Raw genomic sequence first — 23,375 nt, 5'->3', positions numbered from 1 at the left:
GGCAATTACTCTTATAAATGGGTTTGGCAGAATATTGGGAGATTAAAAATCGAGTTTTACTGTTAAAGGCATCATAAGCAATCTGGTTTACAGATAACAGACTGATTGAATTATGACGCCTAAATATGTATGACTATGAGCTAACCATTAACGATACTGCTGTAAAAAATCCATAAAATTTTCGGTTTCAGCCGCTTCAAGCTCTGCTTGCTGCAAGATGGATTTTTCTACCAAGACTTCATACTTTGCCTGAGTATTTGGGCTCAGCGTTTGCTGCAATAATGTATCACGGTGCTGCTGAGCTAAGGTGAAGCCAAGCTGCCACAAGCTGCCTAAGCGTTCACTGTCTGCATTCACTTGCGCTGAAATGGTCGATTCTGAGTGACCAGCTTTGCCTTGCATCAATGCCACCGCCGCCCGATAATCATTACCACCATAATGGGCATCAAGCATGGCTGCTAATGGTTGCATGTTGCTTAAATGGTCTAACATCCAACCCTCTAGTGGTTGCTCAACCCCATTATTTAAAATATGTAAACCATCAACGCGCCCTTCATTAACCACACGCTCAAGATTGATTGCCAGCTCTTCTTCCTCTACAGGCAACAAATCCGGAGAGTCATTAAGCAGACAATAAAGCGCCATCACCTCTAAAAAACACGAGCTTGATAGACGAATACCTACATCACTATAGGGGTCTAAATCAATGGCGCGAAATTCGACATAGGCAATACCGCGGCGCTCTAATGCCTCAGTTGGCGTTTCACCACTGGCAGCGATTTGTTTAGGTCGAATCGGGCTGTAATATTCATTTTCTATTTGTAAAATGTGGTCATTAATTTGAATCGGGTTACCAGACTCGTCATTTAAGCCCAGCTTTTGAAAGCTCTCATGCGGTGTCTGAATGGCGCGGCGCAGACCGGCAACATATTCTGGCAGGTTGTTATAACGGATATCCAGTTGCTCTTGCACGCTATTGGTATAGCCCAGTTTACCCATACGTAGGCTAGTAGCCGCAGGCTTATAATAAGTGGCATCGTTGAGCAATTCTAAATCATGCTCGCGACCTGCAAGGAAGCACGGACAAACGCTTGGGCTTGCTCCCAATAGATACAGCACCAAACTGGTTAGGCGTTTAAAATTACGAATCAGCCCTAAATATTTGGCGTTTTTAAAGTCGGATAGGGTTTGCTCAGTTTGCGCTTGTTGCTTGGCTGTTAGATGGGTCTGCCATGCGGCAAACAAAGTATCGCCAAACGATAAATTGTAGTGTAAGCCTGCAATAGTTTGCATCCGGCGACCATAACGAATACCTAAACCACTGCGGTATAAGGTTTTAAGCTTGCCCGTATTTGAGCTGCCATAATCAGCGAGTGGAATGTCTGCATCATCAGATGACAGCATACAGGGCATAGATAAAGGCCACATCAGCTCGTCTTCAGGCAAGCCCTTATACACCAGTACATGCAGCTGACGCAACATATTAAGCGTTTCTTTCGGCGACGCTTTAGGCTCAGTAATCAGCTCAAGCAGACTTTCTGAATAGTCGGTGGTAATAAAGGGGTGGGTTAATTTTGAACCTAATTTTTCTGGATGCGGTGTTTGTGCCAAATAACCATCAGGTCGCACACGCAGCCCTTCTTTTTCGATACCGCGCAGCATCCCTACTAAAAGTTGACTGTCAAACCATTTTGGAATGGTAAAATTGGCAAAGGTTGGGGCGAAATTACTCATAATAGTCATCTATTGTTATTCATTATGGCAGAGCAAAAAATGGATAAATTTGCTCAGAAGTGACTGAAACCTAGAGTCAGTAATGCTGTCAGTTTAGCCCAAAGCCCATTTAAAAACTATGTGCAATTACAAAACCAGTAACCTTCTAAGTCTAAGCTTAGCAAGCCTCGCCCAGATACATTCGGGTACGGACTTTGTAAAGAGCAAAACAGTGTTGAACATAAAAAAAGCATTTATCGGTTGGATAAATGCTTTTTCATCGAAGGTTGCGCTAGCATAAGAGCAAAGGCACCATTATTACTACAGTATGTTATGAAAAATCAAGCTCAGTCTCAAAGCTTTTTAGATTATGGCGCGCCATCGCTAAGTTAGACTTTTGACGATCCAGCACCAAATATAAAAATAAATTATGGTTACGTACTAAGGGACGCAATAAGTGATATTGATTACTAAGTGTGATTAGAATATCTTCAATATTGTCATCGAGTCCCAATGCGTGCGCAACTTTACGTTTGGCACGAATGACTTCAGTATTCCCAGCCGCTGCAAGCTCTAAATCAATTCCTGTACCATCTGTTGCCATTGCTAAGCCTGATTCACTATCCACCAGTGCTGCGGCAATAAAACCATCAATATCCCCAAGCGCTTCAAGATTCAACTTCGCCATATTATTATCCTTTGAGTAGGTTTGTATAAAGTACGTACACAGTAAAGAGTTTGAAAGCGGTGAGATAAGTATAATGGTGAGATGGACAAAAGCGATGATGCTATTGCCCTTATAAATATTGTGTCAACAGACAATCAATAAAAATACTGTTAAGTAGCCTATATTGTAAAATACACTTTGTCTTTAATAAACATTAGTTTGTAATAAAGTATGTTTATCACACAAAATATATAAACTTAAACAATAATACAATCTATAAGCGATTAAAGGAGAGGTTGTAGGGTTAAACGGTACAAATGAAAAATAAAGCTTACATAGGTTCAATTAATGTAGTGCTGCCTCAATAGCTAGCACTAGCACAATAAGGGTCTACTATCAGTCGTTATTTAAATCGAAAACGATGAACCACAACCGCACGTGGTCGTAGCATTAGGATTGGTGACGATAAAGCGCGCCCCTTCTAAGCCTTCTGTGTAATCAACGGTTGAACCTTGCAAGTATTGATAGCTGAGAGAGTCAACAACCAAGGTCACATCTTCATTATCAAAATTAGCATCATCTTCATTGAGCTCATTGGCAAAATTAAAGCCATAAGAGAAGCCTGAACAGCCGCCACCCGTGACATAGACACGCAGCATAAGATTGCTATCGCCTTCTTCTTCACGCAAACGACGTACCTTTTGCGCGGCGCTATCGGTCAGGTTTAATACGGTCGGATCTACAGGCTGGCTGGCACTGGGGTTGTACTGGTTGGTTGCGGTGCTCATAGTTACCTCAATGGCTAAAATCGGATATTTTGGTTGTTATTGTTGGGAAAATAGGATCACTACTGCTCAACAATATTCATCATAAGGCTAAATTCACTGTTAAATAATGCCCTTTAATAAAGCAGAAACACCTTACTACTATAAAGGGTAATGGTGCTTATGTGATTGATGTCAATAGTGTTTTACTAGTATACCATAATTGGGGTTATGATTGATTTGTCAAGTGCTTCGAGACCCTCTAAAGATAATGATGTGCGTATCTTAAATAAATAAAGACCACTTTCAGATTCCTACTACTGATAGATGGAATTGTGTCTTCTTAAGCATCATTAATCGCTTAATTATGAAATACTTATTTAATTGTTTGCCTATCTGTTGGGCGTTTGAAATAATAGCGCGCAGTTGGCATGCGTAGTGCGTGCTTTGCTTAGCTTTTTATTAGTGTTAATTATTAGTGTTAATTATTAGTGTTAATGATACTTTTTACAAAACTCTTGAGATGAAACAACCCTATGATCGAATTTAAAGACGTTGGTGTTCGCCGTGATGGTCGTGAATTATTTTCTGGAGCCAGCTTTCAGCTGCATCCGGGTCACAAAGTGGGCTTGACGGGCAACAACGGTACCGGAAAATCAACCTTATTTGCCCTGTTGTTAACGCGCATGGGCAAAGGCGATACGGAAGTAAGCGTCGATCGTGGGGAGGTGAATATTCCCGACAGCTGGCATGTGGCGCATATGGCGCAGGAAGTGGGCGCAAGCACGCAAACGGCGATTGATTATGTGTTAAGCGGCGATGAGCAGTGGTATAAAATTAATGCCGCGCTGAACGATTTAAGCAGTGTTAGCGATGACCAAATCGGTGTTTTGCATCAGCAATTCGATGAAATTGACGGCTATCGTACGCCAACCAAAGCGGCACAGATTATGGCAGGCTTGGGCTTTAATACTGGGCAACATGAATTGCCGGTTGAAGGTTTCTCTGGTGGCTGGCGTATGCGCTTAAACTTGGCTAAGACCTTGATGAGCCGCGCCGATTTGATGTTACTTGATGAGCCAACCAACCATTTGGATTTGGATGCGATTTTATGGCTTGAGACGTGGATTAACGCCTTTATGGGTCTCGTCATTGTTATTTCGCATGACCAAGCATTTTTGGACAATACCGTTGGGCATATTTTGCACGTTGAACAGCAAAAAATCACCCTTTATACCGGTAATTATCAGCAATTTATTCGCACCCGTCATGAGCGTATGGCGCAGCAGCAACAAGCGTTTGAAAAACAAGAAGCGACCAAGGCGCATTTGGACGACTTTATTCGCCGTTTCCGTGCCAAAGCCAGTAAAGCTAAGCAAGCGCAAAGCCGTATCCGCCAGCTTGAGCGCATGAGTGAGCTGTCACCGATGATGGCGGACAACCCGTTCTCGTTCCAGTTTTATGAGCCGGCAAATATGAGCAGCCCACTCATTGAGTTGACCAAAGCTGATATTGGATATACCGATACGCCAATGTTGTATAACGCTGACATTCAAGTGACACCCGATACCCGTATTGGTCTGCTTGGAATGAATGGCGCGGGTAAATCAACCTTAATTAAAGCCCTAGTTGGCGAGCTCAAAGTATTGTCAGGCAGCTACCGCGCCTCTGATACCTTGAAATTAGGCTACTTTAACCAGCATCAAATGGACAGTCTTGATGCTTCTGCGACGCCACTTGAGATGATGCGCCGCTTAGCCGGTAATACCTCAGATGCAGCGTTACGCTCATTTTTGGGCAGTTTTGACTTTCGCGGCGAGCGTATCGACACTCCAAGTGAGTTGTTCTCTGGTGGCGAGCGCGCCCGTTTAACTTTAGCGTTAATCGTCTGGCAGCGTCCCAATGTACTGGTGCTTGATGAGCCAACCAACCATTTAGACCTACAAATGCGCCAAGCCTTAACCATGGCATTGCAAGGCTTTGAAGGCGCAGTAGTATTGGTATCGCATGACCGTGAGCTGATTGCTAACGTCTGTGATGAGCTGTTTTTAGTGCATGATGGACAGGTCGACGAGTTCGATGGTGACATCAGCGACTACGGCAAATGGCTGTCGGACAAGCGTAAAGAAGCCAATAGCACCGACAAAGGCAGCAACAAAAAAGGCAAAAATAAAAAGGATAAGAAAAAGTTTGTAGATAAAAGCACTGTTTCAAATAACACAAAAGTTGAAGCCAATAACAATCAAAAATCCAGTAAGTCGCAAACGACAAATGACAATGTTGCTAGTACCAAAACCGCTGTACCCTCATTGCTAAGCAAAGAAGAACAGCGCAAACTTGCTGCTGAACAACGCAATCTTACCGCACCCATTCGCCGTGATATTGAAAATACCGAAAAGGCGTTGGCTAAAATTGATACGCAGCTGACAACGTTAGAGGACAAGCTTGCGGATACCACGCTTTATGAAGACAGCCGAAAAGCGGATTTATTAAAGCTGTTAAATGAGCAAACCGCACAGCAGCAACAGCATAGTGAACATGAGGAAAAGCTACTGCTCGCCATGACGACGCTTGAAGAGATGGAAGCCCAGTTCAATTAACCGATATGGTGAGTTTATAAACACATTCACTTATATATCACACTCATAAAGTATGAGCGGTTAATGTTTTACTCATATCGTACTAATCGTTAGACCATAAAAAAGGGGGAAGGCTTTAGCCTTCCCCCTTTTCGCTACCGCATTACTGACGGCGATATTTGCCATCACCATAAGATAAAACCTTTAGGCTGGTCGTACACAATTGACAGTTTATTTTACTTGCCGCCGCTTTCGACAAATCAAGAATACGACCTCTGATAAAAGGTCCTCTATCCGTAATTTTTACAATCACGCTCTGCTTCGTCTTGTTGTTGGTCACACGTACCTTGGTGCCAAATGGTAATGTTTTATGTGCTGCCGTTAAGGAGTGCATATTAAAAATACTGCCACTCGCGGTACGCTTACCATGGAACTTACTGCCGTAATAACTGGTGTTAGCCGCAAAAACGCTGGTCGTTATTAACAGGGACAATGTGACAACTAAAGACTTAATCAAGTAAGACATTTAATACCTTTTCGCAATTGATAAAATAGACAAATACCCTTGCCTATGTTATTCATAATCCCTATGACTATGAATAATATACATATTTTACAAGAGCAAGCTTACCATGTCCTTACAGCCATGTAAAAAATTCTCCATTGCCCGTTATCTTGATACCTGACTTGTCGTCCTATTTAAGCTCACATTCTGGCAACAATGCTAGAAAAGTAATGGTGCTAGAATTCATCTATTACCATGTGCTTTTATGCTGCACTGCTATCAGTATTGACTTATTAGCTAGAGAGCTAGTATTAAAAATAAGTATTAACTAATAGCCCAATGCTATAGTGGAAATCATACCTAATAAAACCATATCTAAAACAGTATTAAGTATAAAAAGGGAAACCAACAATGGCAGAAAAAAGCTACTACGATATTCTTGGCGTGAAAAAAGATGCCTCAGATGCTGATATTAAGAAAAAATACCGCAAACTGGTACGACAATATCATCCTGATGTCAGCAGCGCGCCTGATTCTGATGCCAAAATTGCCGAAATTAATAACGCTTATGAGACGATACGCGACAAAGATAAGCGTGCAGAATATGATGCCATGCTTGCCAACCCATTTGCTGGTCGCGGCGGAGCAGGCGCTCAGGGCGGCTTTGGTGGACAAGCAGGCGGACAGCAAAGCGGCTTCCGCTGGGAAGATATCAAAGATCAGTTCGGTGAAGGGGAAGCCTTTGGTGGTGGCGGCTTTCGCTTTGACGATATTTTCTCAGCTTTTGGTGGCGGCGCGCGCGGACAAACGGGCGGTCGCTCGCAACAGGGCGGCTTTGATCAGTTCGGTGGCGGCTTTAGCAGTCACGATAGCAGGGGTCAAGACCAACATGCTGAGATTAATGTCGACTTGGCATCGGTATATAGCGGTGATGACTACAGTATTAAACTCAATGTCCCGGTTCGCCAAATTAATGGCGAGGTCAGCTACGACAATAAAACCCTAAAAATTAAAATTCCAAAGGGCATCACTGATGGCAAGCAAATTCGGTTAGCTGGACAAGGCGCAGCAGGTACGGGCAGCGGTAAAAATGGCGATTTATTCTTAAAGGTAAAAATCACCCATGCCAGTAATATCCGTTTGGAAGGAGCAAACGTTTACCAAACCGTCAATATCACCCCATGGGAAGCAGTACTTGGCGACAAAATAAATGTCACGACTCCAGCTGGGACTTTAGGCGTGACTATCCCTAAAAATACCAAATCGGGCAGCAATTTGCGCCTTAAAGGTAAAGGAATTCCTGCCAAAGAAGTGGGCGATTTATACTTAACCTTAACCATTGTTAACCCTAAAGTGACCACGGATGCTGAGATTGCCGCTTATGAGCAGCTTAAACAAGCCTTTGCTAATAGCACAATTCAGCGCTAAGCATTAAATGTGATATTTTGAGCTGCGTTATGAGCACTACCTTTTAACAAATGAAATAGAGATAACCACCATACGATAGATGACCTATAGACAGAAGAGGATAATAATGATGAAACAGTCACCTGAATTAACCGACATTGTCATGAGCTTAGATGAGCTGGTTGCGGCATGCGGGCAAGAACCGCAATGGGTTATGGCATTGATTGAAGAAAGTATTATCGATTACGATGTGCCTGAAAGTAGACAGTTTAGCGGCTATCAGCTGACCACCGTACGCCGTGCCGCGCGCTTGAGCCGCGATTTTGATGCCAGTGTACCTGCGCTTGGGCTGATATTGGACTTGTTAGAGGAGATTGAGCAGCTGCGTCAATTTAAACATCAATGGGATGCCCAAACTCTGATGATTGAGATTGAAGAGTAAATAGGTTTATTTTTAATAGCCAATGCTATAAAAAATGGTAAGCCATGTAATAAAAGCTAGACAACAAAAAAGGGCATCCATTGCCCTTTTTTATGGTTCAAAATAATGCTGCGTTACCTTTTAAATATAATTAGCGCGCATAATTATCAACGTGCGTACTTATTAACGCGCATATTTTGGATCAGCTGCCGCTGTAAATAAGACGTCAGTTGATCAGTTTAATGCCGTTTCAGCAGAGTCTTGAACCACACCAATGATAAAGCCAATGGCAACCACTTGCATAGCAAGGTCATTGGGAATGCTAAATAAGCTACAAGCCAGTGGAATCAGTAGCAATGAGCCGCCTGCCACGCCAGATGCGCCGCACGCGCTAATCGTCGCGACAATACTGAGTAATAAAGCTGAAGCAAATGATACTTCAATACCCAAAGTATGGGCTGCAGCAAGGGTAAGCACGTTAATAGTAATTGCCGCACCTGCCATATTAATAGTCGCGCCCAGTGGGATGGTTACTGAATAGGTTTCTTCATGCAGACCAAGTTTGCCTGCAAGGTTCATATTGACCGGAATATTTGCTGCTGAGCTGCGGGTAAAAAACGCAGTGATTCCGGATTCACGCAAACAAGTGAATACCAATGGATAGGGATTTTTTCCCGTCTTAATAAAGACGATTAAGGGGTTGGCAACCAGAGCAATAAAGAGCATACAGCCGATTAATACCTTTAACAGTCGCCAATAGGTTTCCAATGCCTCAAAGCCAGTTTCTGCCACAGTATTAGCAACCAAGCCCAAAATACCAAATGGCGCTAATGCAATCACCCATTTAACCACTTGCGAGATAGCATCGGCAAAATCACTGACCACCGTACGCGTGCCAGCGTTGGCATGTTTAAGTGCAAAGCCGATGATAATTGCCCACGCCAAGATGCCAATATAGTTGGCTTCAGCAATCGCATTGACAGGATTGGCAACCAAATTAAGTAGTAAGTTGGTCAACACTTCTTGTAGGTTAGCAGGTGGCACTTGCTCAATCGTGGCATTGACCAATACCAAATCAGTTGGAAATAACGTACTTGCGACTACCGCTGTCAGTGCTGCCAAAAAAGTGCCAAACATATACATAATAATGACCGGTTTGACGAAAACCTCATTATCGCTGCGATGTTGACTAATTGCTGCCATCACTAAAACAAACACCAATACTGGTGCGACTGCTTTTAACGCACCCACAAATAAAGTACCGAGCAAGCCCAAGGCAATGCCAATATTAGGCGCTAACCATCCGATTAACACCCCTAATATTAAGCCAATAATAATCAGCGGTACTAGCCCTATTCGCTGGTACATCGCAATCAATGAACGCATTACCCCACCTTTACTTAAGTTAATCACAGGTTTTATTCAACAAACATCCATCATGAAAGTCGAATCATATCAATACTATACGTATCAATATTATAATAAGCGGGGGATGGTAGCATTTTTTGGGATATTCGCCTACTGCAATAGGATGGGCGCAGCATTTTAAAGACGATAAAAAACCGTCTCCAACAGAGAAACTATGATGAAAAATTTAAGTGAGTAACAGCAGACAAAGGGAATTGGGGGAAGTTAAAGGTAAGAAGAATTGGGTAAAGTAAGGCAACCTATTCATTTAATAAAATAGTGAATGACGCAAAAATAAAGCATTTAAAAAATAAAGCATTTAAAAAATAAAGTAACTAAACTTTAAAATGAGTGAGTTCATAGCCCAATTGTTGATAATGCTTATAGTTATCGCGACCTGCTTGCATACTTGCAGGGTCAGGTTTGATAAGCTCAAGCACTCGTGTTGGTGCGGCATTATTGGTAGTAGTGATAAAGTCGGTAATGGGACGGGGCGTGAGATTAATAATAATGCCATTAAAATTCGCTGGTAAATAAATACCCAGCAAAACAGGCGCTATAGTGGATGCTGTTGTATCCGTCATAGTCTCATCGGCAACCAAACGCTGGTGCGGAATAAAGCTGGTCGCTTCATCCGCCCACAGCGCCTCATCAAGCGTGCCAAGCAGCTGCTCATCCTCAGTAAGAAGGAGCAGCGATTGGCTGCCTTTATTGAGCGCCGTTTGCGTCAGCTGACAGATAAAGCCCAAGCTATCTTGGGCTTTACTCTCGCTTAATACATAAAAGCTAATCTTCATAAACTGGTTGTCATTAATTAGTGTTCATTCATTAGTTTTTATTAATCAGTTTCTATTAATAGATTAAGCCATATTTGCACAGTTTTTGAGATACTGCATAAATAGTGGTACAGGACGACCGGTTGCCGCTTTATCCGCGCCAGAGATCCATGCCGTACCCGCAATATCTAAATGCGCCCATGCTTGACCATCTTCAATAAAACGCGCTAAGAAGCAGGCAGCAGTAACCGCACCAGCAGCTTTACCACCGATGTTTTGAATATCAGCAATCGGCGAGTCTATCTGCGGTTGATAGGCATCATCTAACGGCATGTGCCAAATTAAATCGCCTGACTGAGCACTGGCATTCTCTAACTCGAATAACACGTCTTCATCATTACTAAATACTGCTGAGCGCACATGACCTAATGCCACTACACAAGCACCCGTTAATGTCGCCACATCAATAATGGCTTTTGGCTGATAGCGCTGCACGTAGCATAGCGTATCGGCTAATACCAAGCGACCTTCGGCATCGGTATTTAGGATTTCAACCGATTTGCCATTCATCGCTTTCACAATATCACCGGGGCGCGTGGCATCACCTGATGGCATATTTTCAGCACAAGCAAGCGCGCCAACCACGTTAATCGCTAGACGTGCTTCGCACAAGGCTTTAATCGTGCCAATGACTGAAGCCGCGCCGCCCATATCAAACTTCATCTCATCCATTGCCGCACCAGGTTTGATTGAGATACCGCCTGAATCAAAGGTCACGCCTTTACCAACCAATACGATAGGTGCGTTGTCAGGAGCGACTTGCTCATTAGCTATTTGCGCAGCGTTATTGCTGCCCGCTTTTTTGCCTGTGCTTTTAAGTGGTAATTTATCGGTAATGGCTTTTATACCGCTGGTTACTTTTGCGGCATTGCTAACTTTTTGAGTACCGGTGTTTGTATCATCGGTGGCGCTAAATTTAGATTTGCCTTGATACTCTAAAATAACCAACTGACCTTCTTTGGTTGAGCCTTGTGATACGGATAAGAAGCAGCCCATGCCTAATGCTGCCATTTCTTTTTCGCCCAATACCGTCACCTTTAATAAGTCAGGATAGGTTTTTGCTAATTCTTGCGCTTGCTCTGCCATGTAAGCTGGGAAGCAAATATTGCCCGGCTCATTAGCGACATCACGGGTTAGGCTTTGACCGGCAAATACTGCCTCAGCAAAGTCTAAATTAGGCTGTAATGCGCTATCGGCAAGCAGATAGATATCGGTTAGCACAGGCGTCGATTGCTCAGATTTGTATTTTTCAAAACGGTAGCTTGCCGCCAATAAATTTAAGGCAAATTGACCAAATTCGTCTGCTTCTAACGCATCACCTAAGGCGACGGTAATAGACGCAATTCGTTTTTGCGTGCTTTGATAAATGGTCGTGGCGATTTTTTGTAGGATAGTGTTGCTCAGTTTATCCAGATTACCAACGCCTACCAATAACAATTGCATAGGGTTTTGCTTGGTGGTTTTTTTATCGCCCGCTAAAGCGTAATCAGCAACCGTTTCGCAGGCTTTACCTTTAAAGTGGGCGACGTCAATCAATTGCTCAATACGAGTTTGATACTCGGTTAACGCGGATGCGGCTAGTATGTTTTTTTTATCATCAACTAAAACGACAAGGCAAGATGCGTCTTTATCATTGGCTTCTTTTTTGAGGATTTTTTTAGTGTGCGTTTCTGGTAAATTTTGGGTTAAATTAATATTCATATATATTTATCCTTATTGACGAGATGGGTAATAAGATTAAGGGTATAAAACTGAACAAACATTGTTTTGACCTGTAGACAACGGGTATCCGTAGACAACGGGTATATAATTTTAAGCGCTAAGTTGCCATTTTAACGATAGGGCTTTCATAAGAAAGCGAAAAGTGGTGGCTGTAGTAAAGGCTATCGTTATATAGCTTTATAATAGATTGTCTATGCTCATGGAGCGCGTGAGCTAGTGTAGCATATCAGGTGACAACTGCGCAGTGTGTAAGGCTTAGGTAATGTTTGCAAACACATTTCACCGCTATTGATTACAAAAACATGGTAGCATTAGCAGTCCTGCTATTGGCTGAAATAAGGGCTAATAGCACTATATTTTGTGCACCAGTGCTGCATGAAAAACCTGTACAGAAATCCTATCCAAAGTTTTTGTATATCTATACGACTTATCGTGTGATGACCAACTTTTAAGAGTGCCTATTTTGATATTACGCCGCTATATGACCCGTCAAGTTGCCTCAACCACTGCTTTGGTATTGGGGTTTTTGGTGGTGCTGATGTTGGGTGGGCGTTTAATTCGTTACTTTGGTATTGCGGCTGAAGGCAATTTAGACATCAGTTTATTGTTTACCATTATCGGCTATAACTTACCTTACTTTTTAGAGCTTATTTTGCCATTGGCATTTTTTATAGCGTTGATGCTGGTTTTTGGGCGGCTCTATGTCGATCAAGAGATGGCAGTGATTAATGGTAGCGGTATGTCACGCGGTAAACTTGCTCGGCTAATGACCCCGTTAATTCTGATATTGTTTATCGGTGAGGCGGCATTGTCCATGGTTGGCAAACCGTGGGGCGTGCGCTCAGCGGAGAATATTTGGCAGCAGCAAGCACTGAGCAGCGCGTTTGATTTAATTCGCCCCAATGAATTTATCAGTAATGGCAATTATCATCTATATGTAGGTAGCTTAAGTGACGATAAAACTCAGCTGCAAGATGTGGTGTTGATTCAAACTCAGCCTGCGTCAAAGGGTTCAGGCAAGAGCAAAGACATCAATGCAAATGGCGCGGACAATGCCAATGATAAAGACGCGCAAGCTGCCATTAATGAGACACTTCCGGTCGATGGTGTACCAGCCGAGTTAAACGAGCGTATTGCTGGTATCAATGCGACTACCGGTAAAGATTCCATTACTAAGGACATCATTACCTTAGCCAAGCGCGCTCAGCAAGTAGAAAATAGCGCCAGCGGTGTGACTCAATTGGATTTATTCCAAGGTCGGCGTTATGAGGTGGGTGCAGGCAGCTTAAAATATAATCAAGTGGGCTTTGATCGTTATCGCATTACCTTGTCAGAGTCGCCAAAAGAAGTGGTGACTGAGAGTAATATTGAAACTCAAGCCATCATCCCATTATGGCGGGCGGCAACCGGCGGCTCAGAGGTAGGCAGTGTCAATGCCATGCGTGCTGCGCAAGGGGAGCTTGGTTATCGCTTCGCACTGCCGTGGCTAATGATTATCGCGCCCATGCTCGCCGTGCCGCTCTCACAAGTGCGTCCCCGTCAAGGGCGTTGGCTGCGACTGTTCCCATCGATTTTGTTATTTGTCAGTTGTGCGCTAGGGATTATTTCACTTAAAAATGCAGTGAGTAAAGGTAGCGTTAGCGTGTGGTCATATGCGTGGCTGGTTATTGGTTTTATGATACTGGCACTATATATGAACTGGGGTAGCCGTATCCAACATCGCTTGCGTGTGCGTTTAAAAGATGATGCGTCATTAGCAAAAGAGTATCCAAATCAGCAATCGCAAGGAGGGCATTAATCATGCGCTCTTTGTTCTCTAAAACCCAAACGGTCAATCATAATAGCAATGCCAATTTACAAGTATTGGGGCGTTATGTAAAACGTAATGCTTTTCTTGCCATTATCGCTGCTGTGATTGGGCTGTGGGCGTTGCAAGTATTGTTCTCTTACTTATCTGAGCTGGACGCGCTAAGCGACAGCTACACCATGTCCGATGCGCTAACTTTTATTTTTTATCGCTCGCCCTATTTTTTAGAAGAATTTATGCCAACAGGGGCGCTACTCGGTGCCGTGGTTGGCTTGGGTCTGCTGGCAAATAAAAGTGAGCTGGTGGTTATGCGCGCTGCTGGTGTGAGTATTTATCGTATTGTTGGTTGGGTATTGCAGCCTGCGTTGCTGTTTGTACTGCTGGCATTGGCTATCAATCAGTTTGTACTGCCCTATAGCAACCAGCGCGCCAATGAAATTAATAATGAAGACAACACTTCGCTCGTCACCTCAGTTCGCGGTTATTGGACGGTACAACCGCGCTTTAAGACGACTGACAATAAGAATAATACCAATGACAATACTAATAGCAATAGCGACGAAGCAAGTGTGCAGCCGGATGGCAGCGATATTCTGTATATTGACTACGCTGATGTGAAGGGTAGTCTTGGTGAGATAAAACGCTGGCATTTGGATAATAGTGGTAACTTACAAACTGCGATTCATGCTACAGGTGGTAAATATACCGGTCGCCAAGCGGTCACAGGCGACAATGCCAGCCCCAGTGAGCAATATCGCTACGAGTGGCAGTTGGGTAATATGACCACATTAAGTATCAATCAAGGCTTTGGTAGCAGCCAATCTACGACCGCATCGGATATTATAAGTCTGCCTTTTGCGCCGAAGTCTGTATACCTACTCACCCGTCAAGCTGAAGATTTATCTCTGACCCAGCTGTATGAGCATCGCCAGTTTATGCGGCAACAAGGCAAGCGTTCTCTGACGCATGAGCTGGCATTTTGGCAAAAGTTGCTGTCGCCTTTATCTATTTTGTCATTAGTAATTGTGGCGTGCTCATTCGTCTTTGGTTCATTGCGCACCCATAGTCTAGGCTTACGTATTGTGGTGGCGTTATTATTTGGTTTATTGTTCAGCTATGTGCAGGATTTGGTCGGCTTTGTATCGCTCGCCACTGGAGTTTCGCCCTTATTGATGGTGCTATTACCCATTATCGCCAGTACTGCAGCAGGTGGTTATCTGATAAAACGGCAGATGTAATATTAGATATTTTGACAACAAAAAGCACGCTAAATCTCGAAGATATAGCGTGCTTTTTATTACTCTTAAGTCTTCATTAATAGCTTAAGTTTTAATCTTTTGTTGCCATAGTAATGGTATAAGTTTTGCCTTGTTTGACCTTTTCGCTATTGCCAAATACTTCGGTAAACGAGCGCTTCATAAATTGACGTAAGCCATTAATTGTCACCACATAAAAGCGTCCGCCTTTACGCATGCGCGCATGAGCATCTAGGAAATACAGATAATGTTGCTCTTTGCCCACTTTGGCGGGCAAGTTTGACATCACCAAGCTAAAATCTTTTGCTTTATCGACATGATTAAAACCGTTTGATAAGTGCACATCGACATTATGCAGACCATTTTTCTCGCAATTTTGGCGCGCATATTCTACTGCCATAAAATCTTTATCAATCAAGGTATGCTGACCGTTCGGACATTCGCGCGCTGCCGTCATACCGAGCACGCCATAACCACAGCCCAAATCTATCGAATCATCGTCCTGCTGAAAGTCCACATAATCAAGTAGCATCAGGCTACCATCATCAAGCTTTTGCGGTGAAAAAATACCCCACGTGGTGGCAAAATCAAACGGCTTGCCCAGCACGTCTTCGCGAAAATTAATATCTTCGCGCCAGTATTTGGCTTTTTCTAATAGGTCAGTAGGTGGTCTATGGCTCATGGTTTTCTCGAATAATGGATAAGTAAAAGGCGGTACGCGATGGAATAAAACAGCGTACATATTATGACGGGTATTGTAACGAGAAAAGGGGCGGTTTGCAGCTGGGGATTTATAGAATATTTTATGAACACTTTACAACTCAATTAAAAATATTAACTATCTATAGAATCAATAAAGTCAGAAGCTCGCCGAGTTATTTTATAAATAATATTACCTTTAGTGCTAAATGTTTTAGTAATCAGACCTCTATCAACAAGACTTTTAATATCATCTTCAATATAAATGGGTTCATCGTATTCAATATTTTTTGCTCCTTCTAAGATTAAATCTATTTGATGATCTCCGAGAGAATAATTATTCATGCAATGCATGTTAGTACTTTTTGACTCTACGAAGTGCCTCAAGATATTTATAGCTTGATTCGATAACTGATTACTGCTTTTAAATGAAGTTGTAAGTTGGCTTAAGCCATCAATTTTACTAGCTAAAATAATAATTTCATCTGTTAACTGAGATAATTTTGCCATATTTTCTTTATGGTTAGCGCTCATGAAAGTGACTAATGCGCTTTGTAGTTGTTCATTATTATTAATAATTTCGATAGCATACTGATTGTTAGATTCATCTAGCTACGATTTAAACTCTTCTAAATCGTTTTTTTCATTATTAAGGGAGTAAAAAGTTGCAAGTAAACTGACAATTTGAGGAAAACCAGCAGAAAGAGCAAAGTATAAATTAGTGTCCATAATAGTAGCTTTTAAATAGTTATTTTTATAATAAAGTTCTTAACAAAAGTAATTTGAGTAACATCATCCCCGCGGATGATGCTCCGCATGCAATTTCTGCAATCTCGCCGTCGCCACATGGGTATATATTTGCGTGGTTGATAAATCACTATGCCCAAGTAATAACTGCACACTACGTAAGTCCGCACCATGATTTAATAAATGGGTAGCAAAGGCATGGCGTAAGGTATGCGGCGATAATTCTTTATCAATACTGGCAACTTTGGCGTATTTTTTTAGCAGATACCAAAAGTTTTGCCGCGTCATATAGCCACCTTGCGCGGTCAAAAATACCGCTTGGCAGTTGCCTGCTTTTAAGTGGGCAATTAAATCGCCACGACCATGGGCGAGATAATCCTCTAACGCATCCGCCGCGTATTCGCCTAAGGGCACCAAGCGCGTTTTATTACCTTTGCCTGTGATTTGTAGCCAGCCTGAATTGAGATTGACTTGTTCTAATGACAAATTAATCAGCTCACTGACGCGTAGACCGCAAGCATAAAGCACCTCAAGCATGGCTTTATCACGTAGTCCGAGCGTGGTGCTGGTATCAGGAGCAGTTAGGAGATTATCAATATCGGCTTCGGATAAGTCTTTCGGTAATGGTCGCCCAAGCTTTGGGCTTTTAATACGCTCGCAAGGATTGTCTTCGCGCAGATTACTGGCAATCATCCACAGATAAAACTGACGTAGGCTTGAGAGCATACGCGCTTGCGTGCGTGGGGTTTTGCCATCAATAGTGAGCGTTGATAAGCAATGCAGGACATCTTCGGGCTGCCAAATTGTTAGTGCTTTACGGTTGGTCAGCTCACAAGAGCGCAAGTCGCGCACATAAGCATTACGGGTACGCGTCGCTAAACCGCGTGCGAGCATGGCTTGACGAAACTCGGTAATATAAACCGGTTCGTCATCGACGGCTAGCGCTTTTGGTTGACGCTGCTGTACGGCACGGTCGCGGCTCATAAGACAATACTCAGTGTTAAAATGTTAAACACGTTTCAAATACCATAACGACGTAATTTCTGCACTACGCGCGGCAAATAGAGTGTCGGTATTGTCTTGGCTACGGCTGTGTTTGGGCGTGGTATCAAGACGGTATTTCACCGCTAATCCAGCATCTGCAAACCAGCCTAATAATTCATCGCGGCTGCGCAACTGCAAATGTTCCGCTAAATCTGACAGAATCAACCAGACCTCTCCCTGCTCGGCTAAGTGCTGTTTTGCACCCTGTAAAAACCCACGTAACATCGCGCTATTGGCATCGTAGACGGCATATTCTAATGGCGAGGTTGGCTTAGCGGGCAGCCAAGGTGGATTACAGACCATCAAATTAGCTAATGGCGCATCAGTCGGGAACAAATCTGCTTGCTGCAACTGCACGTTAGGCAAATCTAAACGTTCAAAATTCTCGCGAGCACAAGCCAACGCGCGCGGATTTAAATCGGTTGCGACTATTTGCTTTACACCACGCTGCGCTAAGATAATCGCCAGCAAACCAGTTCCCGTACCAATATCAAAGGCGACATCATGTTTATTAGGCAAAGGTGCATCAAGCAACAGCTGTACATATTCATGACGAGTTGGCGCAAATACGCCATAATGCGGGAAAATCGATAGTCCTAAGTTTGTAATCGGTACGCCTTTTGCGCGCCATCCTGCCGCGCCTAACGCCCCTTGCAAGTCACGAAATGAAATCAAGCACGGCTCATCTAACTCACCAAACGCTGCCGTACAAGCTGCGCTTACATCGGGGGCGCGACGTAACTGGCTGATGTAACCAGCATCAAGCGCTAGCAATAAACGGCTTAATAAGCGCGAACGCTGAGCTTGTGCTTGGCGTTGCTGATGGAATAAATTGGGTATTTCTTTAGAGCTTTCTAAATTAGAAGCTAATAAGTTAGATGCTGATAAGGATGTAGTCTCGAATTCAGGCTCAGCAGATTTACTCAATTTATTAGCCGCTTTGCTCATTTTGCGCTGTTCACTGCGCTCAATACGGCGCGTGAGAGCTTGTAATAATTGTCGCGCATTTTGAAAGTCACCCTGCCACAGCATCGAAGTGCCCGCGCAAGCCAAGCGATAGGCTTCATCTGCACTCGTTTTATCGTCGACCAAAACGATACGTACAGGCGGCACTTGATTACTCTCAGACAACCAGCGCGCATGATATAACGTTTCGTTCTCAAACCACTGCACATACTGCTTTTCTGTTGCTAACACGCGATCTACCTTTAACTTATGAATGAGATGTTGCCACTAGCCGCTATTAAGCGCTTTTTTTCTTGACCAAATAACGATACGTTGGCGCGTCATTAAGCGTTTCCTGATGCACAAGCGTATGCCCTAAATGGCGACAAAAATTAGGAATGTCGCGTGTCGTCGCTGGATCGGTAGCAAGGATTTCAATAATCTCGCCGCCATCCGCTTGACGTATAGTTTTATGCAGCATCATCACTGGTTCAGGACAAATCAGCCCTTGCGTGTCTAGATGATGATTAACAGTCGTATCTTGAGTCAAAGTAGTCATAGTCATCGTTTTTTATGGATTGAAAATGGGTTAATAGTTTATTTATTACTGCCAGCCAGTCTTTATGAGTTATTCTTCATGAGGAGCTGATTCAGGTAAACTTGCCACGTCTAAAAAGTTAAAAAAGCGCTTAAAACTGACTTTAAATAAAAACGCTACGCCAAGCCAGCAAGCCAAGCCAAGCCATGCAGTATCGGCAAATAACAAGCCGCCAATCAATACGATGGTGGAGACGCCAATGGTCATCCTCACCATTGATGCTTGATTGAGGCGATAGCGATAAATAATAAACGCATCATAAAGAGTAATAGGAATGGTCAGCGCAATTAGCGCGTACGGCAAATTAAAAAACAGGCGATACAGTAGCGTGTTGTCATGAAACATCTTAATACTGGCAATGGTACCAAAGACCATAAAGGCAATAATGGCGGCATAAATCAGGTAAATAGCGATTGTATTCGCTCGCTGTGCACCTTTAATACGCGCAATCGCCAACGGTGCAAAGCCATGTTGCGACGATGCTTGCGCAGAATTTTGCTTAGATTGTAAAGATTGGTCTGGAGCAGTGGTCATAACAGGCAGTCATCTATAAAGGGTGTAAAGCAGTATTCAAAGAGCATGATTCAAAAAACAGTATTTAATAAATAATCAAAACGGCAAGCAAACTCGTGCGTCTATCAATGCTTATTTATTCTGCTTTAATCGCATCAATAGGTAGCGCGCAACTTGGGTCAGCGAAATAAGCAGACAATAGAATACAGGCGGAGATATCATCAATCGGGTCGCGCTCGTTTTTGATCCAACCGTTCTCCCACGCCAGCTCACGCGCACCGACTGAGGTCAAGCGCTCATCAGATAGCAGGACACTAGTAGGCACGCCTTGCTCCATCAACCGATGCGCCAATCGGCGGGCGAATTTATGGGCGCGTTTTGATAGCATCGAGCTGCTGCCATCCATATTAAGCGGCAGTCCCACTACTACTATCGTGACGCCCCACGTTTGAATAATGCCCAGTAAATTATCCCAATCAGGCTGCCCATTATTCATCGCTAAAATATCAAATGCGCGCGCGGTTTGGGTTAGTGTATTGCCAAGCGCCATACCCATCTTTTTAACGCCATAATCTAGCCCTAAGATAAGATGCGCTTTTGGCGCTAGCTGCGTGTTATCAATAAGCGCGTTATCAATAACTGAACTTTCGCTATCAATATCCGTTGTAGTATTAGGCTCTGCTATCGTCATAGTAGCGACTTTTTCCTATGTTTAATTAGTCTATTTAATGGTTTTTACTATAAAAAAGAGTATTTAGATAACCTGCATTTTTTATTATGCATGACCAATGTCACTACTTAAATAATCAAAATTTACCCCAATCTTTTCAGCCGCGACTTGCCAGCGTTCTTCAAAGGGCGTATCGAATAAAAGGGTCAAATCCGCCGGACACACCAGCCAATCACCATTTTTCAGCTCATTATCCAGCTGTTTTTTACCCCAGCTGGCGTGCCCCAAGCATAGATGGTAATGCCCAATACCTTGACCTGCGCCAATGCGTTCAAGGATATCTTGACTGGTAGTGATACAGACATTTTCTGAAATGGCAAACGAGGACGCCCACTGCGGCTGACCTGTGTGCAGCACAAAACCTATTTCAGGATACATAGGACCGCCATCCAAGGCTTTATCTTCCATCACTTGCGCGTCGCGTACCTCTATATCTAAATCCTCTAGCAGCTTACCAACGCGAGAGTGCTCGATTGGTCGATTGACCGCCAAGCCCAATGCGCCCTGCTTATCATGGCGGCAGATATAAATCAGCGCGCGCTCAAAGCGTGGGTCGGACAGCTCAGGGGCAGCGATTAAAAAATGATGGGTTAAATTGGCTTTAGACATAAGGACAGGCACAGCATCAGAGAAAAGGTGGACATTACTATATGGTGATAGGCGTTAAGAAAGCAACAGATGTCTGTTGCTAAGCCGTTAAGCGCATTACCGCATCATTAAGATTTTACATCGGTCAGCAAGCTTTTGGCATGTTCGCGCGTGACGTCAGTAATAATAACACCGCCTGACATACGCGCCAACTCATCAACTTGGGCACTATCGGTTAAAATGATGAGCTCACTTTGGGTTTGCTCATGATGATGCTTTTGTACCAAAATATGCTGATGAGCTTGGGCGGCAACTTGAGCTTGATGAGTAATTGCCAATAACTGCTGAGATTGTCCCAGCGTGCGCAATAATTCACCCACCACTTGCGCCGTGCCGCCACTGATACCGACATCGACTTCATCAAAGACCAGCATTGGTTTTGCCGCATTGTTATCGGCGCTGGTGACTTGAAGCACTTGCATGACCAATGCCATCCGTGACAGCTCGCCACCGGAGGCAATTTTATATAATGGTTGCATCGGCATACCGACATTGGCGCTGAATAATAAGTCGATATCGTAGCAGCCTTGCGCATTATAGTTGGCGGTATCGCTCTTTTGGGTAAATACAAACTCGCAGCGAGCATTAGGCAGTGCCAGAGGTTGTAATTGAGCAATCAGCTGCGCGCAAATCGGCGGCGCAGCTTGCATACGTTGCTCATTTAATGAGGTAGCAAGCGCTAGATACTGCTGCCATGCTTGCTCAATTTGTACAGTTAACGCCTCGCTGCTTGGCTCGTTTTCTAACTGTTCTAATTGCTCTTGCCATTCTTTTGCTTCATTAATTAATTCGCTGGCTGGCAAATTATGTTTGCGTGATAAGCGATGACCCAAACTGATTAAACTATCTAATTCTTGCAAACGTTCAGGATCAGGGAGCTGCTGTTCGGCATAATCGGACAATAGCGCCGTCACCTCAGTAATCTGCTGCTGGGCAACATGCAGCTGCTCTGACGCTTGCCCAAAGGTACTGCTGACGCCCATTTGCTGATCACATAGCTTAATGGCTTGCCCCAATAAGGTCATGACGTCCGGCTCATCGGTATCATTATCAAGCAAATGCAAACCGTGGCTGGCCTCCATCATTAATGCTTCAATATTGGACAGCTCTTCATGCTCGGCTTCAATGTCTTGATAATCAACGCTCAGTAATGGCGCAATATCAGCGAGCCGACTTTGCAGCAGCTGGATTCTATCTTGGCGTTGTGCTTCACGATTAGCAAGATTATCCGCATGGCGCTTCAGCTGGTGGTAATCTTGATAAGCGCTTGCCGTTTGCGCTGCAAGCGCCGTCAATTGCGCCATCGCATCAAGCCACTGCACCACAAATTGTGGTTTTAATAAAGCTTGCTGCGCATGTTGGCTATGAATATTAATGAGTAACGTGCCAAGGCTTTTTAGTTCCGCCATACTAACTGGTGTACCATTCAACCATGCTTTTGAGCGTCCATTATTGCTCAGCTGCCGGCGAATAAGTAATTCCGTCTCTTCTAATACCCGCTCATGGGTTAAAAACCACTCTGCCACCACCTTATTATCAGTGACATCAAAATGGGCATAAATATCAGCATTGTCCGCGCCATGGCGTACCATCGCACTGTCCGCGCGCGCCCCAGCACACAATGACAAGGCATCTAGCAACAAGGATTTCCCTGCGCCCGTCTCCCCGGTAATAACATTAAAACCATCTGCCACATTGAGCTCGTGCTCAGCAATTAGCGCAAACTGACGTAGGGTAAGTGATAACAGCATCAAAGCCTCTCATGGCAAAAATTAACCGCAAATATCTTGAAAGCAAGTGGCTTAAAAGTATCTCTAAGATAAAGCCAATTCAGTGGAAGTTACAGGTCAATATAGGATGTTTTAAATATATAGGTATAAAAGTAATACTGACAATTTGTGCTCATAAATCTAAGTGAGCCTTATTCAGCGCTTTATTATTAATGTGCCTCATTATATAGAAAATAAGACGCACTAAGAGTGATAATACAAGCTGTCAGTAAGCTTAGATAAAAATTGCGCTTTGGCTGTGCTTATGGGCAAAGGTAATAGCATTTAGTGGTTCATTTTAAACTATTTTTTTGTCGATGCTACCTTCATTACATTTAACCTTAAGGATAACTATTTATCTCTTTATATCTGTCCATTTATAAGGCGTTAATATATGAAATGTAGTAATATTTTTAGCACTTATTACTGCTTCTAGATGCGCTGTAACAAACTTTATAGATATAATGTGGTAGCATAATCTTACCGAATCATAACTTATACTCCCATCTTTCATGATAGACGGTGTCAATTCCAACAATAAGTGTCATAATAAGGTCTTATTTTTTTGCCTACAGCATATTATTACCTAAATTAGATG

Annotated in this window: 21 protein-coding genes; 5 read left to right on the top strand and 16 right to left on the bottom strand. The window is 43.4% G+C overall.

The features are described from left to right. Positions 1–147 precede the first annotated feature (147 nt). The 3 genes from gshA to erpA all read right to left on the bottom strand — a co-directional run bounded on the left by gshA (position 148) and on the right by erpA (position 3,168). Entirely contained in the window at positions 148–1,734 is a 1,587-nt protein-coding gene (gshA, locus tag AAEY78_RS10880) for a glutamate--cysteine ligase (RefSeq protein WP_352339363.1), read from the bottom strand. Positions 1,735–2,044: 310 nt separating this feature from the next. Next, complete coding sequence (locus tag AAEY78_RS10875) at positions 2,045–2,401, bottom strand: roadblock/LC7 domain-containing protein (RefSeq protein WP_352339362.1); 357 nt, start codon at positions 2,399–2,401, stop codon at positions 2,045–2,047. Positions 2,402–2,787: 386 nt separating this feature from the next. Next, positions 2,788–3,168: an iron-sulfur cluster insertion protein ErpA gene (gene erpA / locus AAEY78_RS10870; protein ID WP_352339361.1), complete on the bottom strand. Its 381-nt coding sequence runs from the start codon at positions 3,166–3,168 to the stop codon at positions 2,788–2,790. A 512-nt stretch (positions 3,169–3,680) separates the two neighbouring features. On the opposite strand from erpA, the gene AAEY78_RS10865 reads away from it, so the two are divergent. After that, a complete protein-coding gene (locus tag AAEY78_RS10865) occupies positions 3,681–5,744 on the top strand; it encodes an ATP-binding cassette domain-containing protein (RefSeq protein ID WP_352339360.1) in 2,064 nt (687 codons plus the stop codon). 142 nt (positions 5,745–5,886) lie between these two features. Here the strand turns inward: AAEY78_RS10865 and AAEY78_RS10860 are convergent, their stop codons facing one another. After that, positions 5,887–6,249, bottom strand: coding sequence for a septal ring lytic transglycosylase RlpA family protein (locus AAEY78_RS10860; protein ID WP_352339359.1), 363 nt, complete (start codon positions 6,247–6,249; stop codon positions 5,887–5,889). A 390-nt stretch (positions 6,250–6,639) separates the two neighbouring features. Here AAEY78_RS10860 and AAEY78_RS10855 point away from each other — a divergent pair, with 390 nt between their 5' ends. Together AAEY78_RS10855 and AAEY78_RS10850 are read left to right on the top strand one after the other, a co-directional pair. Further along, a complete protein-coding gene (locus AAEY78_RS10855; protein WP_352339358.1) occupies positions 6,640–7,656 on the top strand; it encodes a DnaJ C-terminal domain-containing protein in 1,017 nt (338 codons plus the stop codon). Between the two features lie 109 nt (positions 7,657–7,765). Further along, complete coding sequence (locus tag AAEY78_RS10850; protein WP_352339357.1) at positions 7,766–8,077, top strand: chaperone modulator CbpM; 312 nt, start codon at positions 7,766–7,768, stop codon at positions 8,075–8,077. 213 nt (positions 8,078–8,290) lie between these two features. Here the strand turns inward: AAEY78_RS10850 and sstT are convergent, their stop codons facing one another. From sstT to AAEY78_RS10835, 3 genes are all read right to left on the bottom strand, one after another. Next, the gene (gene sstT / locus AAEY78_RS10845) at positions 8,291–9,442 is read right to left on the bottom strand and encodes a serine/threonine transporter SstT (RefSeq protein ID WP_352339356.1); all 1,152 of its coding nucleotides are present in this window, start codon (positions 9,440–9,442) and stop codon (positions 8,291–8,293) included. A 356-nt stretch (positions 9,443–9,798) separates the two neighbouring features. After that, positions 9,799–10,260: a DNA polymerase III subunit chi gene (locus AAEY78_RS10840; protein ID WP_352339355.1), complete on the bottom strand. Its 462-nt coding sequence runs from the start codon at positions 10,258–10,260 to the stop codon at positions 9,799–9,801. Positions 10,261–10,323: 63 nt separating this feature from the next. Then, on the bottom strand, positions 10,324–12,000 hold the full coding sequence (locus AAEY78_RS10835) for a leucyl aminopeptidase (RefSeq protein ID WP_352339354.1): 1,677 nt from the start codon (positions 11,998–12,000) through the stop codon (positions 10,324–10,326). 502 nt (positions 12,001–12,502) lie between these two features. On the opposite strand from AAEY78_RS10835, the gene AAEY78_RS10830 reads away from it, so the two are divergent. Together AAEY78_RS10830 and lptG are read left to right on the top strand one after the other, a co-directional pair. Next, positions 12,503–13,819 carry an LPS export ABC transporter permease LptF gene (locus AAEY78_RS10830; protein WP_352339353.1) on the top strand — a complete coding sequence of 439 codons (1,317 nt, stop codon included), beginning with the start codon at positions 12,503–12,505 and terminating at the stop codon, positions 13,817–13,819. 2 nt (positions 13,820–13,821) lie between these two features. Beyond that, positions 13,822–15,066, top strand: coding sequence for an LPS export ABC transporter permease LptG (gene lptG / locus AAEY78_RS10825; RefSeq protein ID WP_352339352.1), 1,245 nt, complete (start codon positions 13,822–13,824; stop codon positions 15,064–15,066). 91 nt (positions 15,067–15,157) lie between these two features. On the opposite strand, the gene AAEY78_RS10820 is transcribed toward lptG, so the two are convergent. From AAEY78_RS10820 to recN, 9 genes are all read right to left on the bottom strand, one after another. Beyond that, a complete protein-coding gene (locus tag AAEY78_RS10820; protein ID WP_352339351.1) occupies positions 15,158–15,766 on the bottom strand; it encodes a class I SAM-dependent methyltransferase in 609 nt (202 codons plus the stop codon). A gap of 152 nt (positions 15,767–15,918) precedes the next feature. Continuing rightward, positions 15,919–16,317, bottom strand: coding sequence for a hypothetical protein (locus AAEY78_RS10815; protein ID WP_352339350.1), 399 nt, complete (start codon positions 16,315–16,317; stop codon positions 15,919–15,921). 258 nt (positions 16,318–16,575) lie between these two features. Further along, on the bottom strand, positions 16,576–17,514 hold the full coding sequence (gene xerD, locus AAEY78_RS10810; RefSeq protein WP_352339349.1) for a site-specific tyrosine recombinase XerD: 939 nt from the start codon (positions 17,512–17,514) through the stop codon (positions 16,576–16,578). 24 nt (positions 17,515–17,538) lie between these two features. After that, a complete protein-coding gene (locus AAEY78_RS10805) occupies positions 17,539–18,771 on the bottom strand; it encodes a methyltransferase (RefSeq protein WP_352339348.1) in 1,233 nt (410 codons plus the stop codon). A gap of 46 nt (positions 18,772–18,817) precedes the next feature. Then, a complete protein-coding gene (gene tusA, locus AAEY78_RS10800; RefSeq protein WP_352339347.1) occupies positions 18,818–19,078 on the bottom strand; it encodes a sulfurtransferase TusA in 261 nt (86 codons plus the stop codon). Positions 19,079–19,147: 69 nt separating this feature from the next. Beyond that, positions 19,148–19,651, bottom strand: a complete 504-nt coding sequence (locus AAEY78_RS10795; RefSeq protein WP_352339346.1) for a hypothetical protein — start codon at positions 19,649–19,651, stop codon at positions 19,148–19,150. A 115-nt stretch (positions 19,652–19,766) separates the two neighbouring features. Further along, on the bottom strand, positions 19,767–20,321 hold the full coding sequence (ruvX, locus tag AAEY78_RS10790; RefSeq protein ID WP_352339345.1) for a Holliday junction resolvase RuvX: 555 nt from the start codon (positions 20,319–20,321) through the stop codon (positions 19,767–19,769). Positions 20,322–20,405: 84 nt separating this feature from the next. Beyond that, on the bottom strand, positions 20,406–20,969 hold the full coding sequence (locus tag AAEY78_RS10785; RefSeq protein ID WP_352339344.1) for a YqgE/AlgH family protein: 564 nt from the start codon (positions 20,967–20,969) through the stop codon (positions 20,406–20,408). Positions 20,970–21,076: 107 nt separating this feature from the next. After that, positions 21,077–22,759 (bottom strand): DNA repair protein RecN, encoded by a 1,683-nt coding sequence (gene recN / locus AAEY78_RS10780; RefSeq protein WP_352339343.1) that lies wholly within the window; start codon positions 22,757–22,759, stop codon positions 21,077–21,079. Between the last annotated feature and the right edge of the window lie 616 nt (positions 22,760–23,375).

The organism is Psychrobacter sp. 16-MNA-CIBAN-0192, assembly GCF_040309565.1.
Taxonomy (GTDB): Bacteria; Pseudomonadota; Gammaproteobacteria; order Pseudomonadales; family Moraxellaceae; genus Psychrobacter.
The sequence above is the reverse complement of the archived record's forward strand: the minus strand, read 5'-3'. Positions and strand labels throughout refer to the sequence as shown.

Bases quoted from the DNA above. Each gene is read 5' to 3' on its own strand.
- AAEY78_RS10815 (WP_352339350.1), bottom strand. From the start codon at position 16,317: ATGAGCGCTAACCATAAAGAAAATATGGCAAAATTATCTCAGTTAACA.
- tusA (WP_352339347.1), bottom strand. From the start codon at position 19,078: ATGACTACTTTGACTCAAGATACGACTGTTAATCATCATCTAGACACG.
- ruvX (WP_352339345.1), bottom strand. From the start codon at position 20,321: ATGACGATAGCAGAGCCTAATACTACAACGGATATTGATAGCGAAAGT.
- AAEY78_RS10835 (WP_352339354.1), bottom strand. From the start codon at position 12,000: ATGAATATTAATTTAACCCAAAATTTACCAGAAACGCACACTAAAAAA.
- erpA (WP_352339361.1), bottom strand. From the start codon at position 3,168: ATGAGCACCGCAACCAACCAGTACAACCCCAGTGCCAGCCAGCCTGTA.
- gshA (WP_352339363.1), bottom strand. From the start codon at position 1,734: ATGAGTAATTTCGCCCCAACCTTTGCCAATTTTACCATTCCAAAATGG.
- AAEY78_RS10785 (WP_352339344.1), bottom strand. From the start codon at position 20,969: ATGTCTAAAGCCAATTTAACCCATCATTTTTTAATCGCTGCCCCTGAG.
- AAEY78_RS10860 (WP_352339359.1), bottom strand. From the start codon at position 6,249: ATGTCTTACTTGATTAAGTCTTTAGTTGTCACATTGTCCCTGTTAATA.
- AAEY78_RS10830 (WP_352339353.1), top strand. From the start codon at position 12,503: ATGACCCGTCAAGTTGCCTCAACCACTGCTTTGGTATTGGGGTTTTTG.
- AAEY78_RS10820 (WP_352339351.1), bottom strand. From the start codon at position 15,766: ATGAGCCATAGACCACCTACTGACCTATTAGAAAAAGCCAAATACTGG.
- sstT (WP_352339356.1), bottom strand. From the start codon at position 9,442: ATGCGTTCATTGATTGCGATGTACCAGCGAATAGGGCTAGTACCGCTG.
- AAEY78_RS10875 (WP_352339362.1), bottom strand. From the start codon at position 2,401: ATGGCGAAGTTGAATCTTGAAGCGCTTGGGGATATTGATGGTTTTATT.
- AAEY78_RS10795 (WP_352339346.1), bottom strand. From the start codon at position 19,651: ATGACCACTGCTCCAGACCAATCTTTACAATCTAAGCAAAATTCTGCG.
- lptG (WP_352339352.1), top strand. From the start codon at position 13,822: ATGCGCTCTTTGTTCTCTAAAACCCAAACGGTCAATCATAATAGCAAT.
- AAEY78_RS10855 (WP_352339358.1), top strand. From the start codon at position 6,640: ATGGCAGAAAAAAGCTACTACGATATTCTTGGCGTGAAAAAAGATGCC.
- AAEY78_RS10850 (WP_352339357.1), top strand. From the start codon at position 7,766: ATGAAACAGTCACCTGAATTAACCGACATTGTCATGAGCTTAGATGAG.
- recN (WP_352339343.1), bottom strand. From the start codon at position 22,759: ATGCTGTTATCACTTACCCTACGTCAGTTTGCGCTAATTGCTGAGCAC.
- AAEY78_RS10840 (WP_352339355.1), bottom strand. From the start codon at position 10,260: ATGAAGATTAGCTTTTATGTATTAAGCGAGAGTAAAGCCCAAGATAGC.
- xerD (WP_352339349.1), bottom strand. From the start codon at position 17,514: ATGAGCCGCGACCGTGCCGTACAGCAGCGTCAACCAAAAGCGCTAGCC.
- AAEY78_RS10865 (WP_352339360.1), top strand. From the start codon at position 3,681: ATGATCGAATTTAAAGACGTTGGTGTTCGCCGTGATGGTCGTGAATTA.